Source organism: Sphingobium sp. JAI105 (assembly GCF_015752145.1).
Taxonomy (GTDB): Bacteria; Pseudomonadota; Alphaproteobacteria; order Sphingomonadales; family Sphingomonadaceae; genus Sphingobium; species Sphingobium xenophagum.
Genome location: NZ_JADOUC010000001.1, coordinates 3,454,662 through 3,476,830, shown reverse-complemented (window position 1 = coordinate 3,476,830; position 22,169 = coordinate 3,454,662). Strand labels below are relative to the sequence as shown.

Sequence of the window (22,169 nt, the reverse complement as noted above, 5' to 3'; positions counted from 1 at the left end):
CCATGTCCATCCGCACCATGATCGTTGACGATGAACCGCTTGCCGTCGAGCGGCTCCAGATGCTGTGCGCGCGTGAACAGCGCATCGCGCTTGTGGGCACCGCCACCGATGGCGAAGCTGCGCTACGCCTGATCGAAGGATTGAAGCCCGACCTTGTCATGCTCGACATCGCCATGCCGTTGCTCGACGGCATCGGCGTTGCCCGCGCGGTCGGACGCATGGGCATCCGCCCGGCCGTCATCTTCGTCACCGCCTTTGAAGGGTTCGCGGTCGAAGCCTTCGATCTGGCCGCCATCGATTATATGCTCAAGCCCGTGGCGCACGATCGCCTGACCCGCGCCATCGACCGGGTCGAGGCAGTGTTGCGCAATCGCGCGCCCGAAGGCATCCCTGCACCCGCCGAACCACAACCCGACTGGGCCGAAGAATTCTGGGTGCCCCATCGTTCCGAACTGATCCGCATCGCCACTGACCAGATCGACCGGATCGAAGCCGAACGCGACTATATGCGCCTGCATGTCGGCAGCCACAGCTATCTGCTGCACCAGACGATCAGCAGCCTGGAGGAGCGGCTCGATCCGCAGCAGTTCGTCCGCCTCCATCGCTCCCACATCGTCCGGCGCGACCATATCGCCCGCCTGCGTCATGACGGCAGCGGCGTCTGGTTCGCCGCGCTCGTCGACGGTAACGAAATCCGCATTGGCCGCACCTTCCTGGCCAATGCCCGCGCCATGACGGGACGCTGAGGCGAAACAGCGGCGCGACGCCCTGCCCTCACGCAAAAAAGCCCGGCATTGGCCGGGCTTCTTCACGATTTTGCGGATACGCCGGCAATCAGTTCTGCATGCCCTTCGCGCCTGCATCGGCATAGCGTTCACTGGTTTCGGCGCGAGCGATGGCGGCGTTCACCGGCGCTTCGACATGCGCGATCGCCTGCGTCTTGCACGCCTGCTTGGTGGCATGGTCGGTCGACTTGCAAACCTGGTTTGCCGCGCGGGAAATGCGCTGACGCAATTCCCGCTGGTCGGACGCCTTGGACAGGTTCAGGTCGCCATGGCGCACTTCGCTCGTGCGGCCATTGGATATAAATTCACCAGCCGAAGCCGAACCGGCGGTGGCGATCAGCGCGAAGGAACCGAGCGCGGCGAAAAGGGTCGAACGGAACATGGGCTTATCTCCTCAAATCTGCTGTGGCTCAATCGCCACTTATCGACCACCGCCTGTTAGGGGCGGGCGACGGTCCGGGTGCGAACGGGGCGGGCCTGGGGGTCATTTGGGGTCGGCGCCGTCTCCCGTTCGCCCACCCTGTTTAGGCGCGGGCCGATGATGACGCCTGCCTGGTTCGACCGGCGGCACTCCGCATCGGCCAACGACGCTCCCATCGACAAAGCGCCGCACGGCTCGGACAAACAGCGCGACGAACGACATGAACGGGCCGCCAAACGACATTTGCCGTAACGGAAAGTGGGAATCGCAACGAATGGCGGATGCGGAATTCGCGCGCCTGCAATGGCCGGGTCAGCGCATCGGTCCGCGCCAGCCAAACGCGAAAACGCCCCCGGCGCAAGGGATGGCCGGGGGCGTATCCAGGATGCTGTCGGGCACCGGGATCAGGATGAACTGTTGCGGAAAAGACGGCGCGACATGGGCACAGCCGTTTTCTGCATGGCGCTCATCATAGCTGCAATGCCGCTGCGCGAATGCCCCGTTCGACAACCTGCCCCGGCAATACGCCCGGCGGCATTCTCCGGCGACAAACCGCCGACCGACATCCACCAACGACATGGGACGCGCCGTTGGCAGCGTTCCTGCGTTGGCCGGGACAGGCTGAATCGGTCGACAGGACGCTACGTCATGGCCGACAAAATCGGCAATGATGCGCAAATCAACCTCCATGTCTTTGGTACAGGGCGGCTAGCTTTGCGCTCCACGGTGCGGATTTTCCCTTCTCAAATCCCTGCCCTCGCCCCATCTGTCGGGACGATCGGCAGATGGACTTGCCCGAACAGAACAAATCTGGAACAACACGCCCCATGAGTCTGACCCACATAAGTGTGCGCGGCGCGCGCGAGCATAACCTCAAGGGCGTCGATGTCGATCTGCCCCGCGATTCCCTCATCGTCATTACTGGCCTGTCGGGATCGGGCAAAAGCTCGCTCGCCTTCGACACCATCTATGCCGAAGGACAGCGGCGCTATGTGGAATCGCTTTCCGCCTATGCGCGCCAGTTTCTGGAGATGATGCAGAAGCCCGATGTGGAGCATATCGAGGGTTTGAGCCCCGCAATCAGCATCGAGCAGAAGACCACATCCAAGAATCCGCGCTCGACCGTCGCGACCGTTACCGAAATCTACGATTATATGCGCCTGCTATGGGCGCGGGTCGGCATCCCCTACAGCCCCGCCACCGGCCTGCCGATCAGCGCCCAGACCGTCAGCCAGATGGTCGATCGCGTGATGCTGCTGCCGCAGGGCACGCGCTTTTACCTCCTTGCGCCCGTTGTGCGCGGGCGGAAGGGCGAATATCGCAAGGAATTGGCCGAATGGCAGAAGGCGGGCTATACCCGCGTCCGCATCGACGGCGAAATGATGCTGATCGAGGACGCTCCCGCGCTCGACAAGAAATATAAGCATGACATCGAAGTCGTGGTCGACCGCCTGGCCGTGGAAAACGACATGGGCACCCGCCTCGCCGACAGTTTCGAGCAGGCGCTCAAACTTGCCGACGGCCTGGCCTATGTCGATCTGGCCGATGGCGTCGTGCCGGGCCGCGAGGATGAAGCCCCCGCCGCCGACAAGAAGATGAAGGGGTCCGGCATCCCCGCCAACCGCATCGTGTTCAGTGAAAAATTCGCTTGTCCCGTCAGCGGTTTCACCATCGCGGAGATCGAGCCGCGCCTCTTTTCCTTTAACGCGCCCATGGGCGCCTGCCCGGCGTGCGACGGTCTTGGCGAACGGCTGGAGTTCGACCCCGAACTGGTCGTCCCCAACGAAGCCCTGAGCCTCAAAAAGGGCGCGGTCGTCCCCTGGGCAAAATCCAACCCGCCCAGTCCCTATTATATGCAAGTGCTCGGCTCATTGGCCAAGGAATTCGGCTTCAGCCTCGACACGCCCTGGTCGGACCTGCCGGGCGAAGTGAAGCTCATCATCCTGCACGGCACCGGCGGCAAGCCGGTCACCCTGAAATTCATGGATGGCCGCAAAAGCTATGAGGTGAAGAAGGCGTTTGAAGGCGTCATCGGCAACCTCAACCGCCGTCTGTTGCAAACCGAATCCGCCTGGATGCGTGAGGAACTGAGCAAATATCAGCGCGCCCAGCCCTGCGAAACCTGCCACGGTGCGCGCCTCAAACCCGAAGCGCTGGCCGTCAAGATTGCGGGCGAGGATATTTCCCTCTCCACCCGCCGCTCGGTCGTGGACGCGCTCAATTTCTTCACCGCGATGCCGGACAAGCTAAACGATCAGCAGAACCAGATCGCCAAGGCCATTCTCAAGGAAATTGTCGAGCGCCTCGGCTTCCTCAACAATGTCGGCCTCGATTATCTGAACCTCGACCGCACCAGCGGCACGCTGTCCGGCGGCGAATCCCAGCGCATCCGCTTGGCGTCCCAGATCGGTAGCGGGCTGTCCGGCGTACTCTACGTCCTCGATGAACCCTCGATCGGCCTGCACCAGCGCGACAATGACCGGTTGCTCGTGACCTTGAAGCGCCTGCGCGACCTGGGCAACAGCGTGATCGTCGTCGAGCATGACGAGGATGCGATCCGCCACGCCGACTATATCGTCGACATGGGGCCGGGCGCGGGCATCCATGGCGGACAGATCGTGACCCAGGGCACGCTGTCCGACATCCTCGCCGCCAAAGGGTCGCTGACCGCCGATTATCTAAACGGCACCCGCCGCATCGACGTGCCCAAGAAGCGCCGCAAGGGATCGGGCAAGAAGATCACCGTCCACAATGCCCGCGCCAACAATCTGCGCGGCGTCACTGCATCGATCCCGCTTGGCACCTTCACCTGCATCACCGGCGTCTCCGGCTCCGGCAAGTCCAGCTTCACCATCGACACGCTCTACGCCGCCTCCGCCCGCGCCCTGAACGGCGCCCGCATTCTGGCCGGCGCGCATGACAAGGTGACGGGCCTGGAACATTGCGACAAGGTGATCGACATCGACCAGTCACCGATCGGCCGCACCCCACGTTCCAACCCCGCCACCTATACCGGCGCCTTCACCAACATCCGCGACTGGTTCGCGGGCCTCCCCGAAGCCCAGGCGCGCGGCTACAAGCCCGGCCGTTTCAGCTTCAACGTCAAGGGCGGCCGCTGTGAAGCGTGCCAGGGCGACGGCGTGCTCAAGATCGAGATGCACTTCCTGCCCGACGTCTATGTGACATGCGACGTATGCCACGGCGCGCGCTACAATCGCGAAACGCTGGAGGTGAAGTTCAAGGGCAAGTCGATCGCTGACGTGCTGGACATGACGGTCGAGGACGCGGTCGAATTCTTCAAGGCCGTCCCCCCTATCCGCGACAAGATGGCGATGCTCGCCGAAGTGGGCCTTGGCTATATCAAGGTCGGCCAGCAGGCCACGACCTTGTCCGGCGGCGAAGCCCAGCGGGTCAAGCTCGCCAAGGAACTTTCCCGCCGCGCCACCGGCAACACCCTCTACATTCTGGATGAACCGACCACGGGCCTGCATTTCGAGGATGTCCGCAAACTCTTGGAAGTCCTCCACGCGCTGGTCGACCAGGGCAACAGCGTCGTCGTGATCGAACATAATCTGGACGTCATCAAGACCGCCGACTGGATCATCGACATGGGACCGGAAGGCGGCGTCAAGGGCGGCGAAGTCGTCGCGGAAGGCACGCCGGAAAAGGTCGCGAAGGAGCCGCGGTCATTTACGGGGCATTATCTCGCGCCGTTGCTGGGGCTGGAGAGTGTGGCGGCGGAGTGACAGTGACGCTCATGAACGGAGCGATCTCCAAAGCTGCATAATCTTGCCTGCATCAGCATGGTGCGGCACGACGCGCCGCCTGACTTGGGCGGATCGCGGCAAAATGCGCCGAAAGCGCCTTGATCCCCGCTCGACATGCGGCGCGGGCTGGCCGATAGTCACGTCACGACCTGCCCCGCCAGCCTGTTCGGGGCATGTTGCGGTGCATCATATTATTTCAATGTTAAGACACTTTATTTCGCAATCAGACTTGAGCCTCCCGATGGGCGGAGGCATATAGACGCTCGAAAGCCGAGGAGACGCATGGCGGCGATCCAGTGCCTCCTCCGTTCAATTCCAAGCGGGACGAACCCGCATGAGAGGTTAGGCGAATGACGGCGCTGGCGGACGCGAACATCAAGGAAGTCGACAAGTTCATTCGGGAGGCGCTGGAGGCAGCGCTGGAGCGTGGTGCGCTGCCCGGCGAACGCGAAGGGCTGGACGAGCATGGCATTGCCGCCGCCGCCGCCTTTCTGGGCCGCACCGCCAACGGCCGCAAGCCGGGCGAAGCCGCCATCATGGTCGAAACATTGGGCGAAGGCGCCAATGGCCGCTACATGCGGATCGCGATCGTCAACGACGACATGCCGTTTCTGGTCGACAGTATCGCCAACGCGCTCGCGGCTGCCGACATCACCATCCACCGCCTGCTGCACCCTGTCCTGTCGGTAACCCGGCATGCCGACGGATCGATCGCCGCGATTCTGGACGATGACGCGCCGGGCGCGCGGCGCGAATCGATGATTTACATGGAAGCGGACCGGGCAGACGCCAAGGCGCGACGGGCGCTGGAAAAGGCGATGCGCGATACGCTGGCCGACGTGCGGGCGGCGGTGGCGGACTGGGCGCCGATGCAGGCTGCGATGTCGGCGGACGCCGATGCTGTGCCGGATGAGGAAGGCGCGGCGCTGCTGCGCTGGTTCCTGGCGCGCCATTTCACCCAGACCGGGCACGAACTGTGCAACCGCGACGGCACTACCCAGTCGCAGCTCGGCATCTGCACCCTGCGCGACAAGACGCTGATCGCCCCGGCTTCGCTGGAAGCCGCCTTCGTGTGGTTCGAGGAAGGCAAGCGCACGCCGCTGATCATCAAGTCCAGCCGCCTTTCGCGCATTCATCGCCATGTGCTGCTCGACCTGATCATCATCCCCGTGCGCGAAGGGCGCGAGGTCAAGGCGCTGTCGATCCATGCGGGCATGTGGACCAGTTCGGGCCTGTCGGCGACCCCGGACAAGGTGCCTTTGCTGCGATCGACGCTGTCGAACCTGATGGACAAGTTCGGCTTCGATCCGGCGGGCCATGCGGGCAAGACGCTGGCCCACGCGCTCACCGCCCTGCCCCATGACATCACGATCGGCTTTGATCGCGAGACGCTGGAGCGACTAGCACTGACTTTCATGTCGCTGACGGACCGGCCGCGGCCGAAGCTGGCGCTCGCGACCAGCGCACTGGCGCGCCATCTTTATGCCTTTGTCTGGCTGCCGCGCGACGAATTGTCGACCGCGCGCCGGATGGCGGTGCAGGACATGCTGGCGCAGGCGTCGAACGGGCCGGTTCTCAGCTGGTCGATCGCGCTGGAGGAAGGCGGACTGGCGCTGCTGCGCATCACGCTCGACCTGCGCGAAGGCGGCGTGGTGCCGGATGACGCGGAACTGGACCATCAACTCAAGCAGATGGTGCGCGGCTGGCTGCCCGCCGTCGAGGAAGCGCTGGCCCAGACCGAGGAGCCGGGCCGCGCCGCCGCGCTGGCGCAACGCTACGCCGGGGGTTTCCCTGCGGTCTATCGCAACGGCGCCGGGCCAGCCGAAGCGGCTATCGACATCCGCCTGATCCATGGTCTGTCCGGAGCGGACGACAAATCGATCCGCATCTATCGCAACCCTGAGGATAGCGCGGAACGGCTGCGGCTCAAACTCTACAGCCATATGACGATCGCCTTGTCCGAAGTCGTCCCGGCGTTCGAGAATTTCGGTTTTCGCGTGATCGAGGAGATGACGACGGCCATCGACGCCAATGGTCAGAAGGGTGCGCTGGGCCATGTCCAGCGTTTCGTGCTGGAACTGCCCGCTGGCGGCGATGCGCAGGGCGTGGTCGACCGCGCCGACATCGTCACCGAAGCGATCGCCCAGGTGCTGGAAGGCCGGGCGGAAAATGACCGCTTCAACGAACTGATCGTCACCGCCGGGCTGACGCCGCGATCGGTCGTGCTGTTCCGGGCGCTGTTCCGCTATCTGCGCCAGACCGGCATGGCCTATGGCATGGCGACCTTTGCCGAAACGCTGCGCCGTGCGCAGGGGGTTGCGGTCAATCTGGTCGCCCTGTTCGAGGCGCTGCATGATCCCGCCACGCGCGATGGCGCGGACGCGCGCGTGACGCAGGCGCAGGCGGCGATCGACGCCGGGCTGGAAGCCGTGACCGCGATTGACGAGGATCGGGTGCTGCGCCTGTTGCGCGCGGTCATCACCGCGACGCTGCGCACCAATTTCTTCAGCAAGGCCGCAGTCGAGGCGCTGGCGTTCAAGCTGGACAGCGCGCAGGTTCCCGGCCTGCCCGCGCCGCTGCCATGGCGCGAAATCTGGGTCTATTCCCCCAGGGTAGAGGGCATCCATTTGCGTGCCGGGCCAGTGGCACGTGGCGGGTTGCGCTGGTCCGACCGGCGCGACGATTTCCGCACCGAGATATTGGGCCTGATGAAGGCGCAGCGGGTGAAGAACGCCGTGATCGTGCCGACCGGGGCCAAGGGCGGCTTCTATCCCAAGCAATTGCCCAATCCACAGGCCGATCGCGATGCCTGGTTGGCAGAGGGTACGGAAAGCTACCGCATCTTTATCCGCGCGCTGCTGTCGGTCACCGACAATATCGTCAACGATCATGTGAAGCACCCCGCCCAGGTCGTTGTGCGCGATGGCGACGACCCCTATTTCGTGGTCGCCGCCGACAAGGGGACGGCGACCTTCAGCGACGTGGCCAATGCCATTGCGCTCGACCGCAAATTCTGGCTCGGCGATGCCTTTGCCAGCGGCGGGTCTAACGGTTACGACCATAAGGCGATGGGTATCACCGCGCGCGGAGCATGGATCTCCGTCCAGCGCCACTTTGCCGAAATGGGCGTCGACGTGCAGAGCGAACCGATCAGCGTCGTGGGCTGCGGCGATATGTCGGGCGATGTGTTCGGCAACGGCATGTTGCTCAGCAAAGCGATCAAGCTGGTCGCCGCCTTCGATCATCGTCACATCTTCTTCGATCCTGCGCCCGATCCCGCCAGAAGCTGGGAGGAGCGCAACCGCATGTTCCAGCTGCCCCGCTCAAGCTGGGACGAATATGACAAGGCGCTGATTTCGAAGGGTGGCGGCGTATTTTCCCGCGCGCTCAAGAGCATAACGCTGACACCGGAAATCCAGGCGATACTGGGCGTCACCGATACCGAGATGGAGCCGACCGCGCTGATTTCCGCGATCCTCAAGGCCCCGGCCGACCTGCTCTGGTTCGGCGGCATCGGCACCTATGTAAAGGCGGCCGCACAAAGCCACAGCGATGTCGGCGATCCCGCCAATGACCGGTTGCGCGTGAATGCAGAGCAACTGCGCGTCAAGGTGATCGGCGAAGGTGCCAATCTGGGCACGACGCAGGCTGGGCGCATCGCCTTTTCGCTGCATGGCGGACGGATCAACACCGATTTCATCGACAATAGCGCGGGCGTCGATTGTTCGGATAATGAGGTCAATATCAAGATCGCGCTCAACAAGGAGATGGCCGAGGGTCGCCTGCCGTTCGAGGAGCGCAATGCGCTGCTGGAAAGCATGACCGATGCCGTCGGCGCGATCGTGCTGGAGGATAATCGCCTTCAGGCGCTGGGACTGTCGATCGCTGAAAATGGCGGCGCGGCGGATCTGGCAAGCTATGTCCGCCTGATCGAGACATTCGAGGAAAGCGGGCGACTTGACCGGCAGGTTGAAGGACTGGCCGCCAATGACCAGTTGCTGCGGCGTGGGCAGGACGGCCAGGGGCTGACCCGACCAGAACTGGCTGTGCTGCTTTCGACCGCCAAGCTGTCCTTGCAGGATGCGATCGAACAAAGCGACATCGCCAGCGACGACAGCATGACTGGCGAATTGATGGCCGCCTTCCCCCCTGCGATGCAGGAAAAGGAGGCCGATGCGATCGCCGCCCATGCGCTGCGCAGGGAAATCATCGCCACCAAGGTCGCCAATCGCATCGTGAACCGGCTGGGCCTGATCCATCCGTTCGAAATGGTGGAGGAGGAAGGCTGTTCGCTGGGCGACATGGCCAGCGCCTTCCTGATTGCCGAGCGCCTCTATGACATCGACGCGCTATGGGCGGATATTGACGCCGCCGAGATGGCGGAAAGCGCGCGCCTTGCCCTGTTCGGCGACATTGCGAGCGGGATGCGGGCGCAGATTGCCGATATCTTGCGCAGCCAACCGGCCGGAACATTGCCCAGCGCCGGACTGGCTGCCCTTAAGCAGGGAGTCGGCACATTGGCGGCGCAGGTCGACGATCTGCTGACGAGCGAAGCGCAGCGCCGCACCAATGCGGTGACGGACAGGCTGCTGGCCCTCGGCGCGCCGGAGGCTCTGGCGCGGCGTGCGGCGGGTCTGTTCAAGCTGGACGGCGCAGTCGGAATCGCGGCCCTGGCCGGAAAGATGGGCGTGGATGAAGTCGCGCTGACCCGCGCCTTCACCCATCTGGGCGAAGCAGTCGGAATCGACTGGGTCCAGTCCGCCGCCGCGCGCATGGAGCCGAGCGACCCGTGGGAGCGGCTGCTGATTTCGGGCGTCGCCCGCGACATGCAGCAGGTCCGGCTTGATTTCCTGGCCCATGGCAAAGGCAAGGACATATCGGACCATGTCGAGCAATGGCTGATCCAGCGCGGCCCCCGCATCCGCCAGTTCCGCACCCTGGTACAACGCGCCAAGGCCGCGGCGACGCCCAATGTGGCGATGCTGGCCGAAATTGCCGGTCAAGCGCGCGGACTGCTGGGCCGGTAACCAGCACCGCTGAGGGACGAAGGAGGCGGCCATCGCCGTCTCCGCTTCTCACATGATTCGATGATGTTCAGGAAAACTGGCTGGGGCGGCAGGATTCGAACCTGCGCATGGCGGCATCAAAAGCCGCTGCCTTACCGCTTGGCGACGCCCCAGCAGGGCCGACTATCGTCGACGCGGTCAGGCATATAGCGTGTGATTGGCGAAAGGAAAGCCCGGTGGATTGATTTTGACATTTGCATCCCCCTGGCGGCTGGGATGGGCCTGCAAATGTCAAAATCGCAAAATCCACCAGGATAAAAGCGGGCTAGTGGTCCGAAAAGATTCTGACATTTGAACAGGCCTTACCCCATAAGGTAGCAAATGTCAGAATCGGACCACTAGTCATCATCCTTTTGGGACGGCAATAAGATATTTTCCTCCCGCGCTGGATCATCACAGCCATGACCGTTACCAGTTCATCGCCTTCCTCGGCCCAGATGTCCCCCGCTTCCCCGCTGTTCCTGCGTGAGGATGAGATACGGCGCGGGATCGAAATGCTCTATTTCGGCTATTCGGCGCTGACCCGGTCCATCGACGAGGGGTTGGCCGCGATCGGGCTGGGCCGGGCGCATCATCGCGCGCTTTATTTCATTTCGCGCCAGCCCGACCTGACCGTCAAGGATCTGCTGCGGCTGCTGGCCATTACCAAACAGTCACTGGGTCGGGTTCTTAATGACCTGATCGAGCGCGGCTATATCGAAACGCGGCCCGGCGCCAGCGATCGCCGCCAGAAATTGCTGCGGCTGAGCGAAGCGGGCGCAGCGCTGGAGGCGGAACTGTTCCGCGCCCTGCGAGAGAAGATGGCGGCTGCCTATGCGCAGGCGGGGCAAGGATCGGTCACCGGCTTCTGGCGGGTGCTGGAAGGGCTGATCCCCGATCAGGACCGGTCGATGGTGTTCGGCCTTCGCGGCGGATAGGCGCATCTACGCAACCTTATCGCGCCTGCTGCGCTTATCTCCTTCCATGCCATGGGGAAAAGGAGACATCATGCGCACTTCAGTTCTGGCCGCCCTTGCGGTCCTGTCTATCGCCAGCCTGTCGGCTTGCTCGGAAAAGACCCAGGATAGCGTCGAAAATGCTGGCGCTTCGATCGGCAATGACATCAGCCAGTCGGTTGATCGGGCTGGCGACAAGATCGACAATGGCCTGGATGAGGCCGGACGGACGATCGACGAGGGCACGGACAAGATCGGCGCCGCGACGAGCGATGCCGCCGCAGACGCGGAACGCAAGGCGGACGCTGCCAAGCGCGATGTTGGCGCGTCGCTGGAAGAAGCGGGCAAGGATTTGAAGAACGAATAATCCGTCCGGGTGCGCGGGCGCATCCCGCGCACCCCTGGCTTGACCGCGCCCTGCGCGGTCCATAGCGGTCGGTCATGACCCATGCCGCCGTCCTAGACCGTAAGCCCGTCCCAAGCCGCTGGCTGATCGGCCGCGCGGAGCTTGCCCTGATCGGCATAACGATCCTGTGGGGCGGCACATTTCTGATCGTGCATGGCGCGGTTACGCATTCTGGCCCGCTATATTTCGTCGGGCTGCGCTTCGGTACGGCGGCCTTGCTCACCCTGCCGCTGGCGGCTCCGCTGCTGCGGGGCATGACGTTGCGCGAATTGTGGGCCGGGCTGGTGATCGGGCTGGGCATATTCGCGGGCTATACGCTCCAGACCTGGGGCCTTCAGACGATTTCGAGCAGTTCTTCGGCCTTCATCACGGCGGCCTACGTCCCGCTGGTGCCGGTGTTGCAATGGATCATCCTGCGCCGCCGCCCGCGTCTTGCGAGCTGGATCGGGGTGGTTCTGGCCTTTATCGGCCTGCTGCTCGTCGCCGCGCCGCAAGACGGGGTGAAGATGGGCAAGGGCGAGTTGATCACGCTGGTCAGCACAGTGCCGATCGCGCTGGAGATTATTTTCATCAGCCTGTTTGCAGGCAGCGTCAACATATTGCGGGTGACGGTGGTGCAGCTTGCGGTAACGTCGCTGCTGGCCTTCGCCTGCATGGTGCCCGCTGGCGAGGCGATCCCGCCCTTTTCCTGGGCGGTGGTGATCGCCGCCTGCGGCCTGGGCGCGATGACGGCGATCATCCAATTGGTCATGAACTGGGCGCAGCGCACCGTGTCGCCGACGCGGGCGACCCTGATCTATGCAGGCGAGCCGGTCTGGGCCGGGATCATCGGGCGGATCGCTGGCGACCGGCTGCCGCCCATGGCGCTGCTGGGCGGGGCGATGATCGTCGCAGCGGTGATCGTGAGCGAATTACGGCTGGGCAAGCAAGCCGATGGCCCTAGCCCCGCCTGAATACGGGCGCGCGCTTTTCGAAGAAGGCGGTGAAGGCTTCCTGTGCTTCGGGTGATGTCAGCGATTCGCGGAACAGCCGCGCCTCCTCGTCGATCCGGGCAGTGAGCGTGGCGGGATCGCCCTTCATCAAGCGGCGGGTGACGGCGAGAGCCTGGGGCGGCTTCGCCATCAGTGCGGCGGCCTTGGCGCGGGTATGGTCGAGCAACTGGTCGGCCGGAACGATGGCGGTGACGAGGCCGAAGCGGTCGGCCCCTTCTGCATCCATAGGTTCGCCCAGCATCAGCATCGCAGCGGCCTTCGCATGACCCATCAACGCTGGCGCGAGCAGGCTGGACCCGGCTTCCGGCACGATCCCCAGATTGACGAACGGCATGACGAAGCGCGCATCGGGCGCGGCGTAGATCAGGTCGCAATGGAACAACATGGTCGTGCCGACGCCAACGGCTAGCCCCTGCACCGCCGCGACCAGCGGTTTGTCGAACGCGGCGATCGCGCGGATGAAAGCGAAGGCGGCAGCGCCCCCTTCCGGCCCGGCCAGAAAATCCTTCAGGTCATTGCCCGCGCAAAAGGCGTCGCCACGCCCCGCGAACAGCACGGCGCCAATGTCCGCACGGGCAGACGCATCGGCGAGCGCGGCGGTCATGGCGCGATACATGGCGGCGGTCAGCGCATTTTTCTTGTCGGGTCGGTCGATGTGGATTTCCAGCACGCCAGCCTGCTCGATCACCGCAATATGTTCGCTCATCATCCGCTCCTTGCCTGCTTGTGCGAATCTGTTGGCTCAATGAAGAGGCGGCGTCTATCCCCGATTTTGCGCCCTTCCCTGCCCAAGGCTGACCCATGACCCGCCTTCGTGAACTGATCGATCCATTCCTGTTGCTGCTGCTGGGCACGGTTGCGCTAGCGTCATTGCTGCCCGCGCATGGTGACGGAGCACGGATCGCGGATGCCGTGGCGGATGCGGGCATCGTCCTGCTGTTTTTTCTGCATGGCGCAAAATTGTCGCGCGCCGCGATCTGGGACGGGGCCAAGGCCTGGCGGCTGCATCTGGCGGTACTGGCGACGACCTTCGCCGTCTTTCCGCTGCTGGGGCTGGCAAGCCAGCAGATCGGCGCGGTGCCCGACGGGATGCGGGCCGGCCTGCTGTTCCTGACGCTGCTGCCATCGACCGTGCAATCGTCCATCGCCTTTACCGCTATCGCGCGGGGGAATGTCGCCGCTGCGGTCGTCAGCGCCTCCTTCTCCAATCTGCTGGGCATTGTCCTGACGCCTTTGCTGGTCGCGCTGCTGATGCAGAGGACGGGCAGCGGCAGTCTGATCTCGCTGGCCTCGGTCGAGGGGATCGTGCTGCAATTGCTGCTCCCCTTCCTGATCGGGCATCTGGCGCGACCTTGGATTGGCGGGTTCGTGGCGCGGCACAAGGCGATGATCGGACGGGTCGATCGCGGATCGATATTGCTGGTCGTCTATGCCGCCTTCAGCGCGGCAGTGGTCGAGGGGCTGTGGCAGACGGTGTCTGCGGGGGAAATGGCGCTGCTGGCGGGTCTTTGCGTTGCCCTGCTGGCGGTGGTCCTGTGCTTCACCTGGGGGCTTGGCCGGATGATGGGCCTGGCGCGGGCGGAGCGGATCGTGCTGGTTTTTTGCGGGTCGAAGAAGAGCCTGGCGACCGGGGTGCCGATGGCGGGGCTGCTATTCCCGGCGAGTAGCGTCGGCGCTATCCTGCTGCCGGTGATGCTGTTCCACCAGATCCAGTTGATGGCCTGCGCCGTGCTGGCGCGGCGTTATGGCGCGCAGGTCGACAAAGCCGACACTGAGCTGGACATATAGCTGGCATGAACGCGGGTTATATTATACGTTCGTAAAATTGATCGGCAGCGTCGGGGGATGCGCGGAAATGGTGGAGCAGGCAGGAAGCGGGGCAGACCCGGATGCGGGCTGGAGCCTGCCGGCCTGGACCTATAGCGACCCGGAATTTTTCGCCGCCGAAGTCGAACGCATCTTTCGCCCCGGTTGGCAGATCGTCTGCCACATCAGCGACATAGCCCAGCCGGGCGATTTCCAGACGCTCGACTATATCGGTGAAAGCGTCATCGTCATCCGGGGCGAGGATGGCGCGGTGCGCGCCTTTACCAATGTCTGCCGCCATCGCGGCGCGCGGATCGTCGACGGGGTGTCGGGCTGCGCCAGAAAGCTGGTCTGCCCCTATCATGGCTGGACCTATGAGAGCGACGGACGGCTGACCGGCGTGCCGATGAAGGCGGGCTATGCCATGGACCTGGCCGACCATGGCCTGACGCCCGTGCAGGTCGAGGATTTTCACGGATTCCTGTTCGTCCGCCTGACCGATGATGGTGGCCCTTCGGTCGCGCAGATGATGGCCCCCTATGTCGAGGAAATCGCGCCCTATCGCTTTGCCGACCTGCGCGCGCTGGGGCGGGTGACGTTGCGGCCACGCAGCGTGAACTGGAAGAATATCGGCGACAATTATTCCGACGGGCTGCACATCGGCGTCGCGCATCCGGGGCTTAAACGGCTGATGGGCGACGGCTATGGCGTGGAGGCCAGCGCCCATGTCGACAAGATGTGGGGGCCGATCGTCGAACGGCCATCAGCCAACTGGTCGGAGCGCGCCTATCAGCACTTCCTGCCCGCCGTGCCGCATCTGCCGCCGGAGCGGCAGCGGCTATGGACCTATTTCAAGCTGTGGCCCAATTTCGCGTTCGACATCTATCCCGATCAGGTCGATTTCATGGCATGGCTGCCCGTGTCGCCGACGCAGACGCTGATCCGCGAGATCAGCTATGCGGTGCCGGATGACCGCAGGGAGATGAAGGCGGCGCGCTATCTCAACTGGCGGATCAACCGGCAGGTCAATGCAGAGGATACGACGCTGGTGGCGCGGGTGCAGGCGGGCATGGCGTCGCACAGTTTCACTGTCGGACCGCTGCATCAGGATGAAGTGGCGCTGCGCCATTTTTGCGCGCGGATGCGGACGATTATTCCACAGGCGCGGCAGCACCGCGCCCCCGCGGCGGGATGGAGCGCGAACGCATGACCAAAAGCTACGACGCCGTCATCATCGGCGGGGGGCATAACGGGCTGGTCTGCGCCTTCTATCTGGCGCGGGCTGGCTACAAGGTGCGTATCCTGGAGCGCCGCGACGTCGTTGGTGGTGCGGCGGTGACGGAGGAATTTCACCCCGGTTTCCGCAACTCGACCGCCAGCTACACGGTCAGCCTGCTCAATCCCAAGGTCATTGCCGATATGAGGCTGGCCGATCACGGCTATCGCGTCATCGAACGGCCCATCAGCAATTTCCTGCCCCAGCCCGATGGCGGCTATCTGAAACTGGGCGGCGGACTGGAACGGACGCAGGCGGAATTCGCCCGGTTCAGCGCCAGGGACGCCGCTGCCCTGCCCGCTTATTATGATGCGCTGGAGGTGGTGGCCGACATATTGCGCGACCTGGTGCTGAAAAGTCCGCCCAATGTCGGCGACGGCCTGTCGATGATCATCGACGCGCTGAAACAGGGGCGGCGCATTGCGGGACTGACCATCGAACAGCAGCGCGACACGCTCGACCTGTTCACCAAATCGGCGCGCAGTTTCCTGGACGGCTGGTTCGAGAGTGACGCGGTGAAGGCCGCGTTCGGGTTCGACGCCGTGGTGGGCAATTATGCGTCGCCCGACACGCCGGGCAGTGCCTATGTGCTGCTGCACCATGTCTTTGGCGAAGTGAACGGGAAGAAGGGCGCCTGGGGCCATAGCGTCGGCGGCATGGGGATGATCACCCAGATCATGGCACGGGTCGTGACCGCCATGGGGGTGGAGATCAGCCTAGAAGCGCCGGTCGAGCGCGTGCTGGTGGACGGCGCGCAGGCCGTGGGCGTGCGGCTGGAGAGTGGCGAAGAGGTGATGGGCAAGGCGGTAATCGCCAATGTCGGGCCGAAACTATTGTATGAGCGGATGATGGCCCCGGCCGATCTGCCCGCCGATTTCGCCAGGCGGATCAAGGCGTTCAAGGCCGGGTCCGGCACGTTCCGCATGAATGTGGCGCTGAGCGCCCTGCCCGATTTCCCCTGCCTGCCCGGCGTGGGGGAGCATCACCAGTCGGGCATCATCCTCGCTCCGACGCTGGATTATATGGATCGGGCGTTCATGGACGCCAAGCGCGATGGCTGGTCGAAAGCGCCGATCGTCGAGATGCTGATCCCGTCCACCATCGACGCCTCTCTGGCGCCGGAAGGATGCCATGTCGCCAGCCTCTTCTGCCAGCAATTCGCGCCGGACCTGCCGGATGGCCGTAGCTGGGACGATGAGCGGGATGCGGCGGCGGACTGCATCATCGCGACGGTGGAGGCGGCTGCGCCCGGCTTTGCGCAAAGCGTGATCGCGCGGCAGATCCACTCGCCGCTGGACCTGGAGCGCAAATTCGGGCTGGTCGGCGGCGACATCATGCACGGCCATCTGTCGCTGGACCAGATGTGGGCCGCACGCCCGGTGCTGGGCCATGGCGCCTATCGCGGGCCGGTGAAGGGCCTGTATATGTGCGGCGCGGGCACGCATCCCGGCGGCGGCGTGACCGGCGCACCGGGACATAACGCCGCGCGGGAGGTGTTGCGGGACGGGGCGCTGCTGGGGCGGCTTCTGGGCCGAAGGTGACTGCGATCCCACGGAAAGAACAAGGCTTCGACAAGCTCTGCGCGGACTGATGTCGGGTTTGCGTTCAACTTCATCACCGCTCCCTTGCCCTCTCTCCTCCCCTCGCCTAAAGCGCATCCCATGCCCGAAACGACCGCCGCGCCCGCTTCGTCCGACCTGACCGGTCGGGCGCTGTTTCCGCACAGGCATTTGCTGTCCATTGCGGACCTGATGCCCTGGGAAATCCGTTTTTTGCTGGATGAGGCGGAGCATTGGGCGCGGGCGAACCGCAGCGGCGCGCGCAAGCATGATGACCGGCTGGCCGGGATGACGCAGATCAACGCCTTTTTCGAAAATAGCACGCGGACATTGCTGTCGTTCGAGATTGCGGGCAAGCGGCTGGGCGCCGACGTGGTCAATATGCATGCGGGCCAGTCGAGCGTGAAGAAGGGCGAGACGCTGATCGACACGGCGATGACATTGAACGCCATGGCCGCCGACGTCATCGTGATCCGCCATGCCAGTTCCGGCGCAGTCGCGCTGATCGCGGACAAGGTGGACTGCCCGGTGCTGAACGCGGGCGATGGCTGGCACCAGCATCCCACGCAAGCGCTGCTCGACGCGCTGACCATCCGGCGGCGCAAGGGCGGTTTCGAAGGGCTGGTCGTCGCGATCTGCGGCGATGTGCTGCACAGCCGGGTCGCGCGCTCCAACATGCTGTGTTTGGCCGCTCTGGGCGCGCAGGTCCGGGCGGTCGCGCCCCCCACGCTGATGCCACCGGAAGTGGAGATGCTGGGCGCGACGCCCTTCACCAACATGGCGCAGGGGCTGGACGGCGCGGACGTGGTGATGATGCTGCGGCTTCAGAATGAGCGGATGGACGGGGCGTTCATCCCGTCGGCGCGCGAATATCACATGCTCTACGGCCTGACGCCTGAGCGGCTGGCGCTGGCCAAGCCGGACGCGCTGGTGATGCATCCCGGCCCGATGAACCGGGGCGTGGAGATTGCCAGCGTGGTGGCGGATGATCCCACGCGCTCCGCGATCACCGAACAGGTGGAAATGGGCGTGGCGATCCGCATGGCGTGCCTGGACGTACTGACGCGCGGCGCGCGGGGTGTGGAGGGATGGGCGTGATGAATTCCACAACCTCCGTTCGGGCTGAGCCTGTCGAAGCCCTGACCTTTTCCTTGACGCAAAAGAAAGAACGGCCCTTCGACAGGCTCAGGGCGAACGGTTTAGGGGTGTTTCTCGGTGACTAAACTCGCCATCATCAACGGTCGCCTGGCCGATCCGGCGGGGGATGCGCTGCTCTCCGGCTCCATCCTGATCGAAGGCGATCGGATCGTCGCGGCCGGGGACATCGCCGTGCCTGCGGACGCGGAGCGGATCGATGCGCAGGGACAGGTGGTCGCGCCGGGCCTTGTCGACCTGGGCGTCTTTGCGACGGACAAGCCCGCCTTTCATTTTGGCGGGATCACGCGCGCGGCGCTGATGCCCGACCAGTCGTCGCTGCTGGACGATGCGGCGCTGATCCGGCAGGCGACGCGGGCGGGGAAGCCCGATTTCTGGGTCCACCCGATCGCGGCGGCGACGCGCGGCCTCAAGGGGACGGAACTGGCCGAGATCGGCATGATGCAGGCGGCCGGCGCGAAGGCGGTCGGCACCGGGCGGCAGTGGATCGCGGATTCGGGCGTGATGCTGCGGGTATTATCCTATGCGGCCGGGCTGGGGTTGACGGTGATCGCCCATGCCGAGGATGGCGGGCTGGCGGGCAAGGCGGTGGCGACGAGCGGTGAGACGGCGACGCGGCTGGGCCTGCCGCACGCGCCCGCCTGCGCCGAAGCCATGGCGATCGCGCGGGACATCATGCTGGCGCGGCAGGCAGGCGCGGCGATCCATTTCCGGCTGGTGACGACGAGGGCTGGCTTCGACCTCATTCGCGCGGCCAAGGCGGAAGGGCTGCGGGTCAGTTGCGGCATCAGCCCCGCCTATCTGTTCCTGGCCGACAATGCGGTGACCGATTTCCGCACCTTCGCCCGTCTGTCGCCCCCGCTCCGGTCGGAGGATGATCGCAAGGCGAGCATCGCGGCAGTCGCGGATGGCACGGTCGACGTCATCACGTCCAGCCATGATCCGCGCGGGGCGGAGGACAAGCGCCTGCCCTTCGCCGATGCATCGCCCGGCATGGCCGGGGCGGAGACGCTGCTGGCGCTCTCGCTCAATCTGGTGCGGGAGGGGCATGTGTCGCTCAACCGGCTGATGACCCTGCTGAGCGCCAATCCGGCCAGGATTTTGGGCGTCAATGCGGGCAGCTTTGCAAGCGGCAGCGCGGCGGACCTGATCTTTGTCGACCCCGATGCGCCGTGGATCGTCGACAGCGGAAAAATGGCGGCGGCGGCAGGCAACACACCGTTCGACCGGGTGCCGGTACAGGGCCGCGCGCGGCGGATCATGAAGGGCGGCGTGTTTTTGTAATACCCAAGGGCGGGAACCGCCCTCCCCTTTCATGCGCTTGCCTGGTGTAGCAACAGGGGAAACCGATGAAGCAGCCAGTCGCGCAGCAGGTGCATGTCGATGCGCCGTGGAAAATTCCGCCGCGGGCCTGGTGGGAGATTTTGAAGCGGGTTTATGGCGCGCTGTCGGCCAACCATGTCGGTTTGCTCGCGGCAGGCGTCGCTTATTATGCGTTTCTCTCGATCGCGCCGATGATGGCGGCCGTCGTGCTGACCTATGGCCTGTTTGGCGATCCGGCGATGGTCGGACGACATATGCAGGCGATCATCGCGGTCGTGCCGGCCGATGCGGCCAAGCTGATCAACGACCAGTTGCTGGGCGTCGTCAGTACCGCCAAACCGGCGATCGGCTTTGGCCTGGCCGCCGCGCTCGGCATTGCGATCTATGGCGCGACGCGCGCGGCATCGGCCATCATGGAGGCGCTGAACATCGTCTATGGGCAGAAGGAAGGGCGCGGCATCATCGCGTTCACCCGCGTGTCGATGGGCATTACCTGTTCCGCCGTGCTGGTGATGGTGGCAGGCGTTTTTACGGCCACGGTCATCGGCCTGCTGCAAAAGCTGCTGGTCAACTGGGGACCGGGCGTACTGTTCGCGATCAAGGCCGTGACATGGATTTGCGCCGGCTTGTTTGCCAGCCTGATATTCGGGCTGATCTACCGTTTCGGGCCGCACCGGCGACAGGCGCAGTGGCAATGGCTGACGGTCGGGTCGGTCACAGCCACCCTGTTCTGGCTGGTGGTCACGCTGGGCGTGTCCTTCTATGTCGCGACATTTGGCAATTATAACGAGACATACGGGTCGCTGGGCGCGGTCGTCGTGTTGCAATTATGGCTTTTCGTGTCGGCCTATGTCGTGCTGCTGGGCGCGCAGATCAATGCGGAGGCAGAGCGGCAGACCAGTGCCGAAACGAGCATCGCGGACCGCCAGGAAAAAGCTGCATAATCGCGCTTGCCCTGCCCGTCATGCCACGCTAAAGCGCCCTCCTTCGCCGGCACAGGAGTGTAGCTCAGTTGGTAGAGCGTCGGTCTCCAAAACCGAATGCCGGGGGTTCGAGTCCCTCCACTCCTGCCAGGCGTTCCAGCAGCATCCTTGTCTTGCATGAGGTTTGCCGCTAGACGCGCCGTCGAAATTGTGTCGCGAAGCTATGCGGCCGCATCCCCCGGACGCCGATATGGGCGGGATCGGGAGGGCGGACTATTGCTTCGCGTTTTGGTGTTTGTGCAAAGGGTTTGAGGCAGGCGATGGCGAAGGTTTCCCCCGGCGAATTCGTCAATCAGGTGCGGACCGAAGCGTCGAAGATCGTGTGGCCCACGGGTCGCGAAACGATCATGACCGGCGTGATGGTCGTCATCATGACGACGATGCTGGGCCTGTTCTTCTTTGGCATCGACACTTTTTTCGGCGCGATCGTCCAGTGGCTGCTGAGCCTCGCGGCGGGTCGGGCCTGAGCATGACCGCCTTGGTTTTTGGGAGTTTGAAACGGTAACATGGCGCGCTGGTACATCATCCACGCCTATTCGGGCTTCGAGAACAAGGTCAAGGAATCGATCCTGTCCGAAGCCGAGCGCATGGGCCTTTCCCAGCTGGTCGAACAGGTCGAAGTGCCTGTCGAAACCGTGACCGAAGTGAAGCGCGGCAAGAAGGTGCAGGTCGAGCGCAAGTTCATGCCCGGCTATGTTCTGGCCAAGCTGGCGATGAACGACGACATCTATCACCTGATCAAGAACACGCCGAAGGTGACGGGCTTCCTGGGTTCGATGGGCAAGCCGCAGCCGATCAGCGAATCGGAAGCCGCACGCTATTTCGGCGCCCGCAAGGAAGCTGAGGCCGCGCCCAAGCACAAGGTCAGCGTCGATTACGAAATCGGCGATGCGGTCAAGGTATTGGATGGTCCCTTCGCCAGCTTCAACGGCACGGTCGAGGAACTGGATTTCGAAAAGAACCGGGTCAAGGTGTCGGTGTCGATCTTTGGTCGCGCCACGCCTGTGGAACTGGATTTCGAGCAGGTAGAGCTTTCCAAATAAGGAAAGCTCGTGTCCCGGCGAAGGCCGGGATCCAGGGCGTCTGGGCGTGACGTCGCATGATTTCGCCCTGGGTGCCGGATCAAGTCCGGCATGACGGGGCAAACAGAATTTCCGGGCGACCGGGAATAAGCGCGGGAGGAGGCTTCGCCTTCGTTAGTACCGCTAAACTTGAACCGGGCGTGGCTTTCGGGTCCGCCCAGCAACAGAGTGAGTCATAATGGCCAAGAAAATTACGGGCTATATCAAGCTCCAGGTGCCCGCTGGAGACGCCAAGCCTGCACCGCCGATCGGCCCGGCCCTGGGTCAACGCGGCGTGAACATCATGGAATTCTGCAAGGCGTTCAACGCGCAGACGGCCAATGTCGACAAGGGCACGCCCCTGCCGACGATCATCACCGTCTATGCCGACCGCAGCTTCACCTTCACCACGAAGCAGCCGCCTGCGACCTTCCTGATCAAGAAGGCGATCAACCTGAAGTCGGGTTCCAAGGAACCGGGCAAGGTCGTCGCTGGCAAGATCACCCGCGCCCAGCTCGCCGAAATCGCCCAGGCCAAGATGGTTGACCTGAACGCGAACGACATCGACGCAGCAACGAAGATTATCGAAGGCTCCGCGCGCGCGATGGGCCTCGACGTGGTGGAGGGCTAAGAC

At 64.1% G+C, this 22,169-nt stretch carries 19 protein-coding genes and 2 tRNA genes; 17 read left to right on the top strand and 4 right to left on the bottom strand.

Translation table 11 applies throughout. The features are described 5' to 3' along the window. Window positions 1–2 precede the first annotated feature (2 nt). Window positions 3–746 carry a LytR/AlgR family response regulator transcription factor gene (locus IWY39_RS16905; RefSeq protein WP_107123768.1) on the top strand — a complete coding sequence of 248 codons (744 nt, stop codon included), beginning with the start codon at window positions 3–5 and terminating at the stop codon, window positions 744–746. An 88-nt stretch (window positions 747–834) separates the two neighbouring features. On the opposite strand, the gene IWY39_RS16900 is transcribed toward IWY39_RS16905, so the two are convergent. Further along, window positions 835–1,167, bottom strand: a complete 333-nt coding sequence (locus tag IWY39_RS16900) for a UrcA family protein (protein ID WP_107123678.1) — start codon at window positions 1,165–1,167, stop codon at window positions 835–837. Between the two features lie 156 nt (window positions 1,168–1,323). Here IWY39_RS16900 and IWY39_RS24360 point away from each other — a divergent pair, with 156 nt between their 5' ends. Next, window positions 1,324–1,458: a hypothetical protein gene (locus IWY39_RS24360; RefSeq protein ID WP_261375966.1), complete on the top strand. Its 135-nt coding sequence runs from the start codon at window positions 1,324–1,326 to the stop codon at window positions 1,456–1,458. Window positions 1,459–1,518: 60 nt separating this feature from the next. On the opposite strand, the gene IWY39_RS24130 is transcribed toward IWY39_RS24360, so the two are convergent. Continuing rightward, the gene (locus IWY39_RS24130) at window positions 1,519–1,716 is read right to left on the bottom strand and encodes a hypothetical protein (RefSeq protein ID WP_231377537.1); all 198 of its coding nucleotides are present in this window, start codon (window positions 1,714–1,716) and stop codon (window positions 1,519–1,521) included. A gap of 317 nt (window positions 1,717–2,033) precedes the next feature. On the opposite strand from IWY39_RS24130, the gene uvrA reads away from it, so the two are divergent. Next, window positions 2,034–4,952 carry an excinuclease ABC subunit UvrA gene (gene uvrA / locus IWY39_RS16890; protein WP_107123680.1) on the top strand — a complete coding sequence of 973 codons (2,919 nt, stop codon included), beginning with the start codon at window positions 2,034–2,036 and terminating at the stop codon, window positions 4,950–4,952. A 371-nt stretch (window positions 4,953–5,323) separates the two neighbouring features. Further along, window positions 5,324–10,000 carry an NAD-glutamate dehydrogenase gene (locus tag IWY39_RS16885; protein ID WP_196871620.1) on the top strand — a complete coding sequence of 1,559 codons (4,677 nt, stop codon included), beginning with the start codon at window positions 5,324–5,326 and terminating at the stop codon, window positions 9,998–10,000. Between the two features lie 77 nt (window positions 10,001–10,077). Here the strand turns inward: IWY39_RS16885 and IWY39_RS16880 are convergent. Further along, window positions 10,078–10,152 (bottom strand) — tRNA-Gln (locus tag IWY39_RS16880). A gap of 324 nt (window positions 10,153–10,476) precedes the next feature. Between IWY39_RS16880 and IWY39_RS16875 the strand changes: the two genes are divergently transcribed. The 3 genes from IWY39_RS16875 to IWY39_RS16865 all read left to right on the top strand — a co-directional run bounded on the left by IWY39_RS16875 (window position 10,477) and on the right by IWY39_RS16865 (window position 12,333). Continuing rightward, on the top strand, window positions 10,477–10,956 hold the full coding sequence (locus IWY39_RS16875; RefSeq protein ID WP_017183099.1) for a MarR family winged helix-turn-helix transcriptional regulator: 480 nt from the start codon (window positions 10,477–10,479) through the stop codon (window positions 10,954–10,956). Window positions 10,957–11,026: 70 nt separating this feature from the next. Beyond that, window positions 11,027–11,341, top strand: a complete 315-nt coding sequence (locus IWY39_RS16870; protein WP_019051477.1) for a hypothetical protein — start codon at window positions 11,027–11,029, stop codon at window positions 11,339–11,341. Window positions 11,342–11,415: 74 nt separating this feature from the next. After that, complete coding sequence (locus tag IWY39_RS16865; protein WP_107123682.1) at window positions 11,416–12,333, top strand: DMT family transporter; 918 nt, start codon at window positions 11,416–11,418, stop codon at window positions 12,331–12,333. Here IWY39_RS16865 and IWY39_RS16860 read toward each other — a convergent pair. Continuing rightward, window positions 12,320–13,078, bottom strand: coding sequence for an enoyl-CoA hydratase-related protein (locus tag IWY39_RS16860; RefSeq protein WP_107123769.1), 759 nt, complete (start codon window positions 13,076–13,078; stop codon window positions 12,320–12,322). The two genes, IWY39_RS16865 and IWY39_RS16860, sit on opposite strands and share 14 nt — an antisense overlap. 95 nt (window positions 13,079–13,173) lie before the next feature. Here IWY39_RS16860 and IWY39_RS16855 point away from each other — a divergent pair, with 95 nt between their 5' ends. The 10 genes from IWY39_RS16855 to rplK all read left to right on the top strand — a co-directional run bounded on the left by IWY39_RS16855 (window position 13,174) and on the right by rplK (window position 22,166). Then, window positions 13,174–14,160 (top strand): bile acid:sodium symporter family protein, encoded by a 987-nt coding sequence (locus tag IWY39_RS16855; RefSeq protein WP_107123683.1) that lies wholly within the window; start codon window positions 13,174–13,176, stop codon window positions 14,158–14,160. A gap of 67 nt (window positions 14,161–14,227) precedes the next feature. Continuing rightward, the gene (locus tag IWY39_RS16850; RefSeq protein WP_181316587.1) at window positions 14,228–15,388 is read left to right on the top strand and encodes an aromatic ring-hydroxylating oxygenase subunit alpha; all 1,161 of its coding nucleotides are present in this window, start codon (window positions 14,228–14,230) and stop codon (window positions 15,386–15,388) included. Next, window positions 15,385–16,995 (top strand): phytoene desaturase family protein, encoded by a 1,611-nt coding sequence (locus IWY39_RS16845; RefSeq protein WP_107123770.1) that lies wholly within the window; start codon window positions 15,385–15,387, stop codon window positions 16,993–16,995. The genes IWY39_RS16850 and IWY39_RS16845 overlap by 4 nt, the downstream gene beginning before the upstream one ends. A 120-nt stretch (window positions 16,996–17,115) precedes the next feature. Beyond that, window positions 17,116–18,111, top strand: a complete 996-nt coding sequence (locus tag IWY39_RS16840) for an aspartate carbamoyltransferase catalytic subunit (protein WP_017183106.1) — start codon at window positions 17,116–17,118, stop codon at window positions 18,109–18,111. A gap of 117 nt (window positions 18,112–18,228) precedes the next feature. After that, entirely contained in the window at window positions 18,229–19,452 is a 1,224-nt protein-coding gene (locus tag IWY39_RS16835) for a dihydroorotase (RefSeq protein ID WP_130752171.1), read from the top strand. Window positions 19,453–19,517: 65 nt separating this feature from the next. Then, the gene (locus tag IWY39_RS16830) at window positions 19,518–20,435 is read left to right on the top strand and encodes a YihY/virulence factor BrkB family protein (protein ID WP_017183108.1); all 918 of its coding nucleotides are present in this window, start codon (window positions 19,518–19,520) and stop codon (window positions 20,433–20,435) included. Between the two features lie 53 nt (window positions 20,436–20,488). Continuing rightward, window positions 20,489–20,564: transfer RNA gene (locus IWY39_RS16825), tRNA-Trp, on the top strand. Between the two features lie 170 nt (window positions 20,565–20,734). Further along, a complete protein-coding gene (gene secE / locus IWY39_RS16820) occupies window positions 20,735–20,941 on the top strand; it encodes a preprotein translocase subunit SecE (RefSeq protein ID WP_017183109.1) in 207 nt (68 codons plus the stop codon). Between the two features lie 39 nt (window positions 20,942–20,980). Then, window positions 20,981–21,517, top strand: coding sequence for a transcription termination/antitermination protein NusG (nusG, locus tag IWY39_RS16815; RefSeq protein ID WP_017183110.1), 537 nt, complete (start codon window positions 20,981–20,983; stop codon window positions 21,515–21,517). 217 nt (window positions 21,518–21,734) lie between these two features. Beyond that, window positions 21,735–22,166, top strand: a complete 432-nt coding sequence (gene rplK, locus IWY39_RS16810; protein ID WP_017183111.1) for a 50S ribosomal protein L11 — start codon at window positions 21,735–21,737, stop codon at window positions 22,164–22,166. The last annotated feature ends 3 nt before the right edge of the window (window positions 22,167–22,169 follow it).